The organism is Microbacterium sp. F01, from assembly GCF_056156365.1.
The window spans coordinates 698,236-711,050 of record NZ_CM149592.1 but is presented as its reverse complement, the minus strand read 5'-3'; the positions used below and the strand labels follow the sequence as shown (position 1 = coordinate 711,050).

Here is a 12,815-nt window from a genome sequence, read left to right as displayed (position 1 = left end):
CGCCACGTATGATTGCCGTTTCCCCACCTCAGTTCGCGAGAACCCATGACGTCGACTGCGCCCTCCCCCGCCCCGCCCGCCCGCTTCGCCGGGCTGGACGGCATGCGCGCGATCGCGGTGCTGCTCGTGGTCGTCTACCACCTGTTCCCGCCGGCGGTGCTCCCGGGCGGCTTCGTCGGCGTCGACGTCTTCTTCGTGATCAGCGGCTTCCTCATCACGAGCCTGCTGCTGCGCGAGCAGGTCTCGACCGGACGCGTGGCCCTCGGCCGCTTCTGGCAGCGGCGCGCTCGGCGACTCCTGCCCGCCCTCGCGGTGGTGGTCGTGGTGTGCTCGGCGCTGGCCTGGCTCGTCGGCGGCGACGTGCTCGTCGACCTCGACGCGCAGGTGCTGGGTGCCGCGACCTTCAGCTACAACTGGGTCTCGGTCGCGGGCGGCGGCGGGTACTTCGCCGCTGCGACGCCCGAACTCTTCCGCAACTTCTGGTCGCTCGCGGTCGAGGAGCAGTTCTACGTGCTCTGGCCGCTGATCTTCCCGCTGTTCCTGCTGCTGCCGCGCGCCTGGATGCGCACGGCAGCCGCGCTCGCTCTGGCGGCCGCGTCGGCCGTCTGGATGGGCGTCACGGTCTCGGGCGGCGGCGACGTCACGCGTGCGTACTTCGGCACCGACACTCACGCGTTCGGGCTGCTGCTCGGCGTCGGTCTGGCGTTCCTGCTCGTTCCGTTGTTCCGCGCCGGAGGCCTGCGCTGGGCGGAGTCGCGTGCCGCGCAGAACATCACCGGGGCGGCCGGCGTGCTCGCCCTCGCCGGGCTGGTCGCGCTGGCGATGGTGCCGCAGAGCGCCTCGGCCGTGACATTCCCCGGCGCCCTCCTCGCCGCGAGCCTGCTCAGCGCCGTCGCGATCGTCGCCGGCGTGTGGCCGGGATCCTGGTTCGGGCGCGCCATCGACGTGCGGCCGATGCGCTGGATCGGCGACCGCTCCTACGGCATCTACCTGTGGCACTGGCCGCTCCTCGTGCTCGCGGTCGCGGCCTTCGCGCCCGACGCGACCGTCGCCACAGCGCCGGTCTGGATCAGCCTCGTGGTACTCGCGGCGACGGCCGCAGCATCCGCTCTGTCGTTCCGCTATATCGAGACCCCCGTGCGCCGGCATGGATTCCGCACCTCCGTGCGCATGCTCGCGGTGCGTCTGCAGGCCGGACCCCGCGCGCGGCTCCGTGCCGTCGGCGTGGCGCTGAGCGGTGCGCTCGTGCTCGCCGGCGCGGGCGCCGCGATCGCGGTCTCGCCCGACGAGACCAGCGCCGAGGCGGCCGTCGAGGCGGGGCGACGGGCGCTCGAAAAGGCGCTGCGCGAGGCCCCCGCGCCGATCGCCCCCACTCCTTCGGCGACGGATGCTGCGTCCCCGGCCCCCACCGACATCACCGGCGACCAGATCAGCGCCGTGGGCGACTCCGTCATGATCGCGTCGGCCGGCGGCCTCGTGGAGCGCCTGCCGGGCATCGAGGTCGACGCCGAGGTCTCGCGCTCGATGTGGGCAGGCCCCGATATCGTCGACGAGCTCGACGCCACCGGCCGCGTGCGGCCCTATGTCGTGATCGCGCTCGGCACGAACGGCGAGGTCGACCCCTCGACGCTCGAGCACCTCGCCGACACCGTGGGCCCGAAGCGGGGCCTCGTGCTCGTGAACGCCTACGCGCCGCGCGACTGGATCCCCGGCGTCAACGCCGAGCTCGCCGCGTTCGCCGACGACCACCGCAACGTCGTCGTCGCCGACTGGTCGGGCGCCATCGCGTCCCACGAGGACCTGCTCGCCGGCGACAAGATCCACCCCGGCGCCGCCGGCGGGCGCATCTTCGCCGACACGGTCGCTGCCGCCGTCGACGAGCTCGCCGACGAACGCCGCGCCTACGCCGCCGACCGCGCCGAGCGCCTCGCCGAGATCCTGAGCGCCGACCTCACCCCCTGAGCCGGCGCCGCGTCGCGTTCCGGCATCGCGCAGGGTCGCAGCATCCGTCTCCCCTTCTCCATTGCAGGGGCGCCCGAAGACGCAGCGAGGCCCGTCACCCGGGGGTGACGGGCCTCGCGGTGCAAGGGGTGCCGGGCTGCTGCGCCCGGCGGGATCCGCTTTACGCGGACTTCTCCTCGGCGGGCGCCTCGACGGCGTCCTCGGCAGCAGCCTCGGCGGCGGCGCCCTCCTCCTGCGACTCGGCGCCGGCGTCGGCGGCCTCGTCGGTGGCGGGGGTCTCCTCAGCCGGGGCCTCCTCGGCGGGAGCCTCCTCGGCCGGAGCAGCCTTCGCGGCAGCAGCCTTCTTGGCCGACGGCTTCTTCGTCACGGGCTCGAGGACGAGCTCGATGACGGCCATGGGCGCGTTGTCGCCCTTGCGGTTGCCGACCTTGGTGATGCGGGTGTAGCCGCCGTCACGGTCCGCGACCAGCGGAGCGATCTCGGTGAACAGGACGTGCACGACTTCCTTGTCACCGATGACCGAGAGCACGCGACGACGCGCGTGCAGGTCGCCACGCTTCGCGAACGTGATGAGACGCTCGGCGAGCGGACGCAGGCGCTTGGCCTTGGTCTCGGTCGTCTTGATCGACTTGTGGGTGAACAGCGCGGCGGCCAGGTTCGCAAGCAGCAGGCGCTCGTGGGCGGGGCCGCCTCCGAGGCGGGGACCCTTGGTGGGCTTGGGCATTCTCAATTACTCCAGTGTGAAAAGTCGGTCGGGGGGACGGATGCCGCGAGCCGCAGCATCCGGAACCAATCGGCTCAGACGGTCTCGTCGTCGTAGCCGCCGTAGAAGTGCGCGCCGTCGAACCCGGGGACCGAGTCCTTCAGCGACAGGCCGAGCGAGACGAGCTTGTCGCGCACCTCGTCGACCGACTTCTGACCGAAGTTGCGGATGTTCATGAGCTGCGTCTCCGAAAGGGCGACGAGCTCCGACACGGTGTTGATGCCCTCACGCTTGAGGCAGTTGTACGAACGCACCGACAGGTCGAGGTCCTCGATGGGCATCGACAGCTCGTTCGAGAGGACGGTCTCGACCGGCGCCGGGCCGATCTCGATGCCCTCGGCCTCGACGTTGAGCTCGCGGGCCAGGCCGAAGAGCTCCGTCAGGGTGCGACCGGCCGAAGCGACGGCGTCGCGCGGGGCGATCGAGGACTTGGTCTCGACGTCCAGCACGAGCTTGTCGAAGTCGGTGCGCTCACCGGCACGCGTCGCGTCGACGCGGTACGAGACCTTGAGGACCGGCGAGTAGATCGAGTCGACCGGGATCTGGCCGGCCTCGGCGTACTCGTTGCGGTTCTGCGTCGCCGAGACGTAGCCGCGGCCACGCTCGATGGTGAGCTCGAGCTCGAACTTCGCGGTGTCGTTGAGCGTCGCGATGACGAGCTCGGGGTTGTGCACCTCGACACCGGCCGGCGCCGAGATGTCGGCGGCGGTGACCTCACCGGCGCCGGTCTTGCGCAGGTACGCGGTGATGGGCTCGTCGCGCTCGCTGGAGACGACCAGCTGCTTGATGTTGAGGATGATCTCGGTGACATCCTCCTTGACACCGGGAATGGTGCTGAACTCGTGGAGGACGCCGTCGATGCGGATCGACGTCACGGCTGCGCCGGGGATGGACGACAGGAGGCTGCGACGCAGCGCGTTGCCGATCGTGTAACCGAAGCCGGGCTCCAGCGGCTCGATGACGAAACGGCTGCGGAACTCCCCGATCTTCTCCTCGGTCAGAGTGGGACGCTGTGCGATGAGCACTATGTGTTCCTTTCGATCACGTGCCCGCTATATGACACGTGCGGTGGGTGAGGTGTTGAGTTTTGCTCGGGATGCTGAGCCCACCGCTCGCGCGGGGGACGCAGCATCCGTAAGAAACGTGCCGGAGCCGGGGCACCGACGAACGGTGCCCCGGCTTACGGGATGTCAGACGCGGCGGCGCTTGGGCGGACGGCAGCCGTTGTGGGCCTGCGGCGTCACGTCCTGGATCGAGCCGACCTCGAGGCCGGCGGCCGTGAGCGAACGGATCGCGGTCTCGCGGCCCGAGCCCGGACCCTTCACGAAGACGTCGACCTTCTTGACACCGTGCTCCTGCGCCTGGCGGGCAGCGGACTCCGCGGCCATGCCGGCGGCGTACGGCGTCGACTTGCGCGAGCCCTTGAAGCCCACGCCACCCGACGACGCCCAGCTGATGACGGCGCCCGACGGGTCGGTGATCGAGACGATCGTGTTGTTGAACGTCGACTTGATGTGGGCCTGGCCCAGCGCGATGTTCTTCTTCTCCTTGCGGCGCGGCTTGCGCGCGGCGGACTTGGCCTGTGCCATTGCTCTGCTCTCCTAAACCCTGGGGGCCGCGCCTTAGCGCGCCTTCTTCTTGCCGGCGACGGTGCGCTTCGGGCCCTTGCGGGTACGCGCGTTCGTCTTCGTGCGCTGACCGCGCACCGGGAGGCCGCGGCGGTGGCGCAGGCCCTCGTAGGAACCGATCTCGACCTTGCGGCGGATGTCGGCGGCAACCTCACGACGGAGGTCACCCTCGACCTTGTAGTTGCCTTCGATGTAGTCGCGGAGCGCGACGAGCTGGTCGTCGCTGAGGTCCTTGACGCGGATGTTCTCGTCGATCTCCGTCGCGGCGAGGATCTCGTTCGAGCGGGTACGGCCGACGCCGTAGATGTACGTGAGGGCGATCACCACGCGCTTGTCGCGCGGGATGTCAACGCCGGCAAGACGTGCCATGCGATTCTCCTGGGAGTTGGTGGAGGTGTGGAGCAGTGTCGGTGCCCGGGCCCCCAGCCCGAGGTGTCCCCCGCTTCGTGCGGGATCTGACGCTGCCTGTCGTCGTATTCAGTTGTGGGATGACGGATGCTGCGGGCCGCAGCATCTGTCCAGACCTGATGTCAGCCCTGGCGCTGCTTGTGACGCGGGTTGCTCTTGCAGATCACCATGACGCGACCGTGGCGACGGATGACCTTGCAGTGGTCGCAGATGGGCTTGACGGAGGGGTTGACCTTCATGATTTCTTCTCTTCGCTGTCTTCACCGGGCACGCCGGAGCGTGGGGTGTTACTTCTCGACCGGCCTAGCGGTAGCGGTAGACGATGCGCCCGCGGGTGAGGTCGTAGGGCGACAGCTCCACGACGACACGGTCCTCGGGGATGATGCGGATGTAGTTCTGCCGCATCTTGCCGGAGATCGTCGCGAGGACCTTGTGGCCGTTGCTGAGCTCAACGCGGAACATCGCGTTGGGCAGCGCTTCGGACACGACGCCCTCGATCTCGATGACACCGTCTTTCTTCGCCATACGCTCGCTAACACTTGTGCAGACCGGTCGATCTGCGGTGGATGGGATTCGGTGCGACGACACGCCAATACAGGCGCAACGCACCAAAGATCAAGCATACGTGATAGTGGATGCCTCGGCAAATGGCCGCGGTACGGTCACGGCTCGCACTCAGGAACGCCCCCTCCCCCTCCCCGGGCGGGCCCTGCTCGACGTTGCCCTCGATGACAAACACCACATGTGCGACGAATCACCACGCTGGTCCGGGGTGGCTCGATGCGGATCCGGTGTTTCGACTCCTCCCCAGGGAGAGGGTGAGGGGGTTCGTGGGCAGGTTGTGCGCCGAAGGCCGGGATGGGGGCACGCAGCGGCGCGCGAGTCATGAGCATCGGGGCATGAGTTCGACTTCTGAGATCGGTGTCCTCCGCCCCTCCCCTATCGACCTCGTGCGTGTCGCCGACGCGTTCGGGGGCACACGCGACCTGCGCGACGCCCGTCTCTTCTACCGGGTGCGAGCGGGTGTCTACGCCGCGCGAGCGGGGTGGGAGCGGCTACCGCCATGGAGCCGATATCTCGCACGCGTGCACGCCTATGCCCTCGTCAGGCCGGATGCAGTGTTCGCATACGAGTCCGCCGCAGCGCTGCTCGGCCTTCCGCTCTTCGGCGAACCGGCGCTCATTCACGTCTACGACCTCGGCCGGACGAAGTCCCGCCGCTTCGGTGATGTGTTCGTGCACACCTGCGTCTCGAATCCGCAGACGACGACCCTGGGCGGCCTCGCAATGACCGGGATCGCCACGACGACGGTCGACCTCATGCGCGTGCTCCCGGCGCCGTACGGGCTCGCCGTCGCGGACGCGGCGATATCGCCGGTGCAGCGCGGACCACTCGCACTCTCCCAACTCGAGGCAGTGGCCGCCGCGATGCCGAACACCCGCGGCCGCGCTCTGCGCAACCTGCTCCTGCCGATGGTGGATCCGCGGTCGGAATCACCGGGCGAGAGCGTGAGCCGCGCCGTGATCGTCTGGTCGGGCTTCGAGGCTCCCGTGATCCAGCAGGTGTTCGTCACGGATGGCGTCACCGACCGCACGGACTTCTGGTGGCCGAGCGTTCGCGCGATCGCCGAATCCGACGGCTACGGAAAGTACATCGGCGACGGCTCCGACGAGACCGTGGAGCGGGTCATCGCCGAGAAGCGTCGCGAAGATCGGCTCCGAAAGCAATGCCGGGCGTTCGGCCGGTGGGACTGGGCCGCCTGCGTAGCGGTCGCCCCGCTCGTCCGGGAACTCGAGCGGCTCGAGATCCCCCGCGTCGGCGCCCCGCGAAAGCTGCTGCTGGCGTCCATGCGATCGAACCCGCGATCGCTGCATCTGCCTGGCCGACCACCGCGCACTCCGTCGGCTGTCGTGTAGTGCGCCGCCCCCGAGCGCATGCCCACACCGAACCGGGCAAACACCACATCCGCGACGAACCACCCCGACGGCCGATGGTGGCTCGTTGCGAAACTGGTGTTTGCCATCAAGAGGGCGTGGGGCGCAGCAGACGCGGGGGGACGGATGCCGCGGGACGCGGCATCCGTTCTCAGAGGGCTTACTCGAAGAGCGTCGCGAGGGAACCGGCGGGCGGCAGCTGCGAATTGGCGATGACCTGGCCGTTGACCGCGATGGTCGGGGTGCCGATGCCCTGGGATCCCGGTTGGATCGGGGTCTGCTCCGTCATCGTGGTGACGAAGCCGGCGTACGTGCCGTCGTTGACGCACGAGTCGATGCCGGTGACGCCGACGCCCGACGCGATGTCGATGATCTCGCTGTTCGTGAGGCCGCTCGACCCCTCAGCGGGCTGGTTCTCGAACATCGCCTGCAGGAACGGCAGCGAGGCGTTCGGGTCCGCAGCGGCCACGCAGTAGGCGGCGTTCGCGGCGCGCGTCGAGTACTGGGTGCCGCTGGACTGACTGTCGAGGATCGAGATCGGGTGGATGCCGAGCGTGATGCTGCCGTCGTTCACCATGCTCTCGATCTCGGCGCCGTAGACCTGCTCGAACTGGTTGCAGACCGGGCACATGAAGTCGATGTAGGTGTCGAGACGGTCCTCGCCGTCGCCGACGAGGATCGCGCCGGTCTCCGGGTCGATGCCCGCCGACGTCGGCGTGTTCACCTCGGTCGGCAGGGGCTTCGGCGTCGCCGCATTGTTCAGGGTCACCACGAGGACGGTGACGAGCACGAGCGCCACGACGACGCCGAGTGTCACCCAGATCGCGAACCAGTTGGTCTTGCGTGCCGTCTGTGCCATGTCGAGCCTCCTAGGCGATCTCGCGCGGGGTCACGCCGAAGGGCGCAAGGCCCGCGGCACCGCCGTCCGGTGCCGTGAGCACCCAGATTCCGTCTTCGTGGACGGCGACGCTGTGCTCCCAGTGGGAGCCCGCGGTGCCGTCGATCGTGGAGACCGTCCATCCGTCGTCCTCGACGAACGTGGCCTGGTCGCCGATCACGACCATGGGCTCGATGGCGAGCACCAGTCCGGGCCGCACCTCCGGGCCCGGATCGGCGACGCGGTAGTTGAACACCGAGGGCGACTCGTGCATCTTGCGGCCGATGCCGTGGCCGACGTACTCGCGCAGGATGCCGTACGTGCCGGATTCCGGCGAGTTGGCCTCGATGTGCGCCTGGATCGCGGTGCCGACCTCGCCGATGTGCTTCGCGGTCGCGAGCGCGGCGATGCCGGCCCACAGCGATCCCTCGGTCACGTCGGACAGGTGCTGTCGCGCAGCGACGAGGTCGGGACGGCTGTCGTCCGGGAGGACGAACGTGAACGCGGAGTCCCCGTTCCAGCCCTTGTACTCGGCGCCGGCGTCGACCGAGAGGATGTCACCGGGCGCGAGCACCCGGTCGCCGGGGATGCCGTGCACGACCTCCTCGTTGACCGAGGCGCAGATCGTGTGGCGGTACCCGCGCACCATCTGGAAGTTGGACTTCGCACCTCGGCCGGTGATGAGAGCGGATGCCGCGGCATCCAGCTCCGCCGTCGTCACACCCGGAGCGATCAGGCCGCGGGCCGCGTCGAGCGCCGCAGCCGTGATGAGCCCGGGTTCCACCATCGCCCGCAGCTGAGCGGGTGACTTGTAGATCGAACGGCGGAGCGACACGGGATCAGGCGACGGGGACGCGGACGAGTCCGCGAGCCTCGAGCGCGGAGATGATCCGCTCGGTGATCTCGTCGAGGGTGCCCACGCCGTCGACGCTGTCGACGACGTCGCGCGCCTCGTACACGCCGAGGATCGGCGCCGTCTCGCGCTCGTAGATCGACAGGCGGTTCGCGATGACCTCTTCGGTGTCGTCGGTGCGGCCCTGCTCCTGCGCGCGCAGTGCGATGCGCGAGATGCTCTCGTCGCGCGGCACGTCGAGCAGGATCACGGCGTCGAGCTCCTCGTCGCGTCCTTCGAGGAACTCGTCGAGGTGCATGACCTGGGCGACGTTGCGGGGGTAGCCGTCGAGCAGGAACCCGCCTTCGGCGTCCGGCTGGGACAGGCGCTCGCGCACGACGGCGCTGGTCAGCTCGTCGGGGACGAGGTCGCCCGCCTCGATGATGGCCTTGACCTGGCTGCCGAGCTCCGACCCGTCCGCGACGGCCGCGCGGAAGACGTCGCCCGTCGAGATGGCCGGGACGCCGAACGCCTCGGCGATGCGGATGCCCTGCGTGCCTTTGCCGGAACCCTGGGGGCCGACGATAAGAAGTCGCGTCATCGGAGGAGCCCTTCGTAGTGGCGCTGCTGGAGCTGCGCGTCGATCTGCTTCACCGTCTCGAGACCCACGCCGACGATGATGAGGATCGAGGCGCCGCCGAACGGGAAGTTCTGATTGGCGCCGACCGTCGCGAGGGCGATGAGCGGCAGGAGCGCGATCAGACCGAGGTAGATCGAGCCCGGGAGGGTGATGCGCGTGAGCACGTAGTCCAGGTACTCCGCCGTCGGACGACCCGCACGGATGCCGGGGATGAAGCCGCCGTACTTCTTCATGTTGTCGGCGACCTCGACCGGGTTGAACGTGATCGCGACGTAGAAGTACGTGAAGCCGACGATGAGGAGGAAGTACAGCGCCATGTACAGCGGGTGGTCACCGCGCACCAGGTACAGCTGGATCCACGCGACCCAGGCCGGAACCTCTTCGCCCGCCTGCGGCTGGTTGAACTGCGCGATGAGCGCCGGGATGTACAGCAGCGACGAGGCGAAGATGACGGGCACGACGCCGGCCATGTTGACCTTGATCGGGATGTACGTGTTCGTGCCGCCGTAGGTGCGGCGACCGACCATGCGCTTGGCGTACTGCACCGGGATGCGCCGCTGTGACTGCTCGACGAAGACGACGAGCGCGACGACGACGATGCCGACGGCGAGCACGAGCAGGAAGACCTCGAAGCCCTTGGACTGCCAGATCGCCCACATCGAGGCGGGGAACGCTGCGGCGATCGAGGTGAAGATCAGCAGCGACATGCCGTTGCCGATGCCGCGCTCGGTGACGAGCTCGGCGAACCACATGATGAGGCCGGTGCCGGCGGTCATGGTGATGATCATGAGCAGCTGCGCCCACCACACGTCGTTCGTGAGGAGGTTCTCGCACTCGGGAACACCGGTGGTCCCGAAGAGCTGGCCGCTGCGCGCAACGGTGACGAGCGTCGTCGACTGCAGGAGCGCGAGCGCGATCGTGAGGTAGCGGGTGTACTGCGTGAGCTTCGCCTGGCCCGCCTGGCCCTCCTTGTAGAGGGTCTCGAAGTGCGGGATGACGACGCGGAGCAGCTGCACGATGATCGTCGCCGTGATGTACGGCATGACACCGAGGGCGAAGATCGACAGCTGCAGCAGGGCGCCGCCGGAGAACAGATTCACCAGCGAGAGGAGGCCCTCGGTGCCCGCGGACTGCCGAAGGCACGACTGCACGTTCGGGAAGTCGACGAACGGCGCAGGCACGTGCGCGCCGAAGCGGTACAGGGCGATGATCGCCAGGGTGAATGCGATCTTCCGCCGAAGGTCGGGTGTGCGGAAGATCCGCGCGATGGCGCTGAACAAGAGGATTCCTCCAGAAGGGGCATCGGCACGCAGACGTGCCGACGTCCAGGGTAACCCAGAGGGGGCCGGAGCAAGCTCCGACCCCCACTGTGTGCGTATTACTTGACGGCGCCGCCCGCGGCGACGATCTTCTGCTCGGCGGAAGCCGAGACCTTGTCGACCGACACGTTGAGCTTCACCGAAATGTCGCCGGTGCCGAGCACCTTGACCTTCTCGTTCTTGCGCACGGCACCCTTGGCGACCAGGTCGCCGATGGTGACGTCGCCACCGGCCGGGTACAGCTCCGCGAGCTTGTCCAGGTTCACGACCTGGTACTCCACGCGGAACGGGTTCTTGAAGCCGCGGAGCTTCGGGGTGCGCATGTGCAGCGGCATCTGCCCACCCTCGAAGCCGACCTTGACCTGGTAGCGAGCCTTCGTACCCTTGGTACCGCGACCCGCCGTCTTGCCCTTCGAGCCCTCACCGCGACCGACACGGGTCTTCGCGGTGTTGGCGCCGGGGACCGGACGAAGGTGGTGCACCTTCAGCACGCCCGGGCGCGAGGCGGGGGCGTCCTTCTTGGCGGCGGCCTTCTTGGCAGGAGCCTTCTCAGCCTTGTCGGCCTTGGCGGCGGACGCCTTCGCGGGCGCCTTCTTCTCGGCGGCAGCCTTGGGAGCAGCAGCCTTCTTCGGGGCCTTCTCGGCCTCGACGGCGTCGTTCTTCTCAGCCATCAGTCGATCTCCTCAACCTTCACGAGGTGCGCGACGGTCCGGACGTAGCCGCGCGTCTGCGCGTCGTCGGGGCGGACGACCGAGTCGCCGATCCGCTTCAGACCGAGCGAACGCAGCGTGTCACGCTGGTTCTGCTTCTCGCTCACCTTGGACTTCACCTGCGTAACCTTCAGGCGCGCAGCCATCAGACACCTGCCTTCGCAGCACGGGCGGCCTCGGCCGCCTCGGCCTCGGCACGGACGAGACGGGCGGGGGCGACCTGGTCGAAGTCGAGACCGCGACGCGCGGCGACCGCACGGGGCTCCTCGAGCTGCTTCAGGGCCTCCACCGTCGCGTGGACGATGTTGATCGTGTTCGACGAGCCGAGCGACTTCGACAGCACGTCGTGGATGCCGGCGCACTCGAGGACGGCGCGCACCGGGCCACCGGCGATGACACCGGTACCGGCGGCGGCGGGGCGCAGCAGCACCACACCGGCAGCGGCCTCACCCTGCACCGGGTGCGGGATGGTCGAGCCGACGCGCGGCACGCGGAAGAAGTTGCGCTTGGCCTCTTCGACACCCTTCGAGATCGCCAGGGGCACCTCGCGGGCCTTGCCGTAGCCGACGCCCACCACACCGTTGCCGTCGCCGACGACGACGAGCGCGGTGAAGCTGAAGCGACGACCGCCCTTGACGACCTTCGAGACACGGTTGATGGTGACGACGCGCTCGAGGAACTGGCTCTCGTTGCGGTCGCGACCACCGCGGTCACCGCGGGTCTGGTTGCGCTCGCGACCACCGCGGCGCGGCTCGCGCTCGCGCTCGGCGGGCGCGTCAGCAGCCGGGGCCTGGACCTCGGCAGCAGCCTGCTCGGTCACGATGTTCTCCTTGTTGTCACTCACAGGTTCAGACCTCCCTCACGGGCGCCGTCGGCGATCGCCGCGACACGGCCGGCGTAGCGGTTGCCGCCACGGTCGAACACGACGTCCGAGACGCCGGCGGCCTTCGCGCGCTCGGCGAGAAGCTCGCCGACCTTGCGGGCCTTGGCGGTCTTGTCAGCGTCGGACGCACGCAGGTCGGTCTCGAGGGTCGAGGCAGAGGCCACGGTGTGACCCTTGCTGTCGTCGACGAGCTGCACGAACACGTGACGCGACGAACGCGTGACGACCAGGCGGGGACGCTCGGTGGTGCCGACGACCTTCTTGCGAAGGCGGGCGTGACGACGCGCGCGCGCGTCGGACTTCGACTTCACAGCCATGGTTACTTACCAGCCTTTCCGGCCTTGCGCCGAACGACCTCGCCGGCGTAGCGCACACCCTTGCCCTTGTACGGCTCGGGCTTGCGGATCTTGCGGATGTTGGCCGCGGCCTCGCCGACGGCCTGCTTGTCGATGCCCGCGACCGTGAGCTTGTTGTTGCCCTCGACGGTCAGCGTGATGCCCTCGGGCGCTTCGACGAGGACGGGGTGCGAGAAGCCGAGAGCGAACTCGACCGCCGTGCCCTTCTGCGCGACGCGGTAACCCGTGCCGACGACCTCGAGACCCTTGGTGTAGCCCTGGGTGACACCGATGATGTTGTTGTTGATGAGCGTGCGGGTCAGGCCGTGGAGCGAACGCGAAGCGCGCTCGTCGTCGGGACGGGTCACGACGACCTGGCTGTCCTCGACCTTGACTTCGATGGGACGGGCCACGGTGAGCACGAGCTCGCCCTTGGGGCCCTTGACGGCGACATCCTGGCCATCGACCGAAACGGTCACGCCGGCGGGGATGTCGATCGGAAGACGACCGATACGCGACATGTC

The 12,815-nt window shown here is 68.8% G+C and carries 17 protein-coding genes; 2 read left to right on the top strand and 15 right to left on the bottom strand.

From position 1 onward, the window contains the following. Window positions 1-45 precede the first annotated feature (45 nt). Window positions 46-1,962: an acyltransferase family protein gene (locus tag ACVN90_RS03115; RefSeq protein ID WP_475100717.1), complete on the top strand. Its 1,917-nt coding sequence runs from the start codon at window positions 46-48 to the stop codon at window positions 1,960-1,962. A 160-nt stretch (window positions 1,963-2,122) separates the two neighbouring features. On the opposite strand, the gene rplQ is transcribed toward ACVN90_RS03115, so the two are convergent. The 6 genes from rplQ to infA form a co-directional block, all read right to left on the bottom strand. Continuing rightward, on the bottom strand, window positions 2,123-2,686 hold the full coding sequence (gene rplQ / locus ACVN90_RS03110) for a 50S ribosomal protein L17 (RefSeq protein ID WP_475100716.1): 564 nt from the start codon (window positions 2,684-2,686) through the stop codon (window positions 2,123-2,125). Window positions 2,687-2,760: 74 nt separating this feature from the next. Continuing rightward, window positions 2,761-3,750 carry a DNA-directed RNA polymerase subunit alpha gene (locus tag ACVN90_RS03105; RefSeq protein ID WP_116194480.1) on the bottom strand — a complete coding sequence of 330 codons (990 nt, stop codon included), beginning with the start codon at window positions 3,748-3,750 and terminating at the stop codon, window positions 2,761-2,763. A gap of 165 nt (window positions 3,751-3,915) precedes the next feature. After that, window positions 3,916-4,314, bottom strand: coding sequence for a 30S ribosomal protein S11 (gene rpsK / locus ACVN90_RS03100; protein WP_018171470.1), 399 nt, complete (start codon window positions 4,312-4,314; stop codon window positions 3,916-3,918). Window positions 4,315-4,347: 33 nt separating this feature from the next. Then, window positions 4,348-4,722 carry a 30S ribosomal protein S13 gene (gene rpsM, locus ACVN90_RS03095; protein WP_056371363.1) on the bottom strand — a complete coding sequence of 125 codons (375 nt, stop codon included), beginning with the start codon at window positions 4,720-4,722 and terminating at the stop codon, window positions 4,348-4,350. Window positions 4,723-4,883: 161 nt separating this feature from the next. Next, a complete protein-coding gene (gene rpmJ / locus ACVN90_RS03090) occupies window positions 4,884-5,000 on the bottom strand; it encodes a 50S ribosomal protein L36 (RefSeq protein WP_005050492.1) in 117 nt (38 codons plus the stop codon). Between the two features lie 64 nt (window positions 5,001-5,064). Further along, window positions 5,065-5,286 carry a translation initiation factor IF-1 gene (infA, locus tag ACVN90_RS03085; RefSeq protein ID WP_018171468.1) on the bottom strand — a complete coding sequence of 74 codons (222 nt, stop codon included), beginning with the start codon at window positions 5,284-5,286 and terminating at the stop codon, window positions 5,065-5,067. A 374-nt stretch (window positions 5,287-5,660) separates the two neighbouring features. Here infA and ACVN90_RS03080 point away from each other — a divergent pair, with 374 nt between their 5' ends. Beyond that, window positions 5,661-6,677 carry a hypothetical protein gene (locus ACVN90_RS03080; protein ID WP_475100715.1) on the top strand — a complete coding sequence of 339 codons (1,017 nt, stop codon included), beginning with the start codon at window positions 5,661-5,663 and terminating at the stop codon, window positions 6,675-6,677. A 178-nt stretch (window positions 6,678-6,855) separates the two neighbouring features. Here the strand turns inward: ACVN90_RS03080 and ACVN90_RS03075 are convergent, their stop codons facing one another. The 9 genes from ACVN90_RS03075 to rplF all read right to left on the bottom strand — a co-directional run bounded on the left by ACVN90_RS03075 (window position 6,856) and on the right by rplF (window position 12,812). After that, entirely contained in the window at window positions 6,856-7,554 is a 699-nt protein-coding gene (locus ACVN90_RS03075) for a DsbA family protein (protein WP_475100714.1), read from the bottom strand. A 10-nt stretch (window positions 7,555-7,564) separates the two neighbouring features. Then, complete coding sequence (gene map, locus ACVN90_RS03070; protein WP_475100713.1) at window positions 7,565-8,407, bottom strand: type I methionyl aminopeptidase; 843 nt, start codon at window positions 8,405-8,407, stop codon at window positions 7,565-7,567. A gap of 4 nt (window positions 8,408-8,411) precedes the next feature. After that, window positions 8,412-9,005, bottom strand: coding sequence for an adenylate kinase (locus ACVN90_RS03065; RefSeq protein ID WP_475100712.1), 594 nt, complete (start codon window positions 9,003-9,005; stop codon window positions 8,412-8,414). Next, window positions 9,002-10,324 (bottom strand): preprotein translocase subunit SecY, encoded by a 1,323-nt coding sequence (gene secY, locus ACVN90_RS03060; protein ID WP_045301508.1) that lies wholly within the window; start codon window positions 10,322-10,324, stop codon window positions 9,002-9,004. Before secY ends, ACVN90_RS03065 begins: the two co-directional genes overlap by 4 nt. Window positions 10,325-10,422: 98 nt before the next feature. Continuing rightward, a complete protein-coding gene (rplO, locus tag ACVN90_RS03055) occupies window positions 10,423-11,034 on the bottom strand; it encodes a 50S ribosomal protein L15 (protein ID WP_475100711.1) in 612 nt (203 codons plus the stop codon). Further along, entirely contained in the window at window positions 11,034-11,219 is a 186-nt protein-coding gene (gene rpmD / locus ACVN90_RS03050; protein WP_018171461.1) for a 50S ribosomal protein L30, read from the bottom strand. Before rpmD ends, rplO begins: the two co-directional genes overlap by 1 nt. Beyond that, entirely contained in the window at window positions 11,219-11,893 is a 675-nt protein-coding gene (rpsE, locus tag ACVN90_RS03045) for a 30S ribosomal protein S5 (protein ID WP_475100710.1), read from the bottom strand. Before rpsE ends, rpmD begins: the two co-directional genes overlap by 1 nt. A 20-nt stretch (window positions 11,894-11,913) precedes the next feature. After that, on the bottom strand, window positions 11,914-12,273 hold the full coding sequence (gene rplR, locus ACVN90_RS03040; protein WP_045301506.1) for a 50S ribosomal protein L18: 360 nt from the start codon (window positions 12,271-12,273) through the stop codon (window positions 11,914-11,916). A gap of 2 nt (window positions 12,274-12,275) precedes the next feature. Beyond that, window positions 12,276-12,812, bottom strand: coding sequence for a 50S ribosomal protein L6 (rplF, locus tag ACVN90_RS03035; RefSeq protein ID WP_116194489.1), 537 nt, complete (start codon window positions 12,810-12,812; stop codon window positions 12,276-12,278). Window positions 12,813-12,815 lie beyond the last annotated feature (3 nt).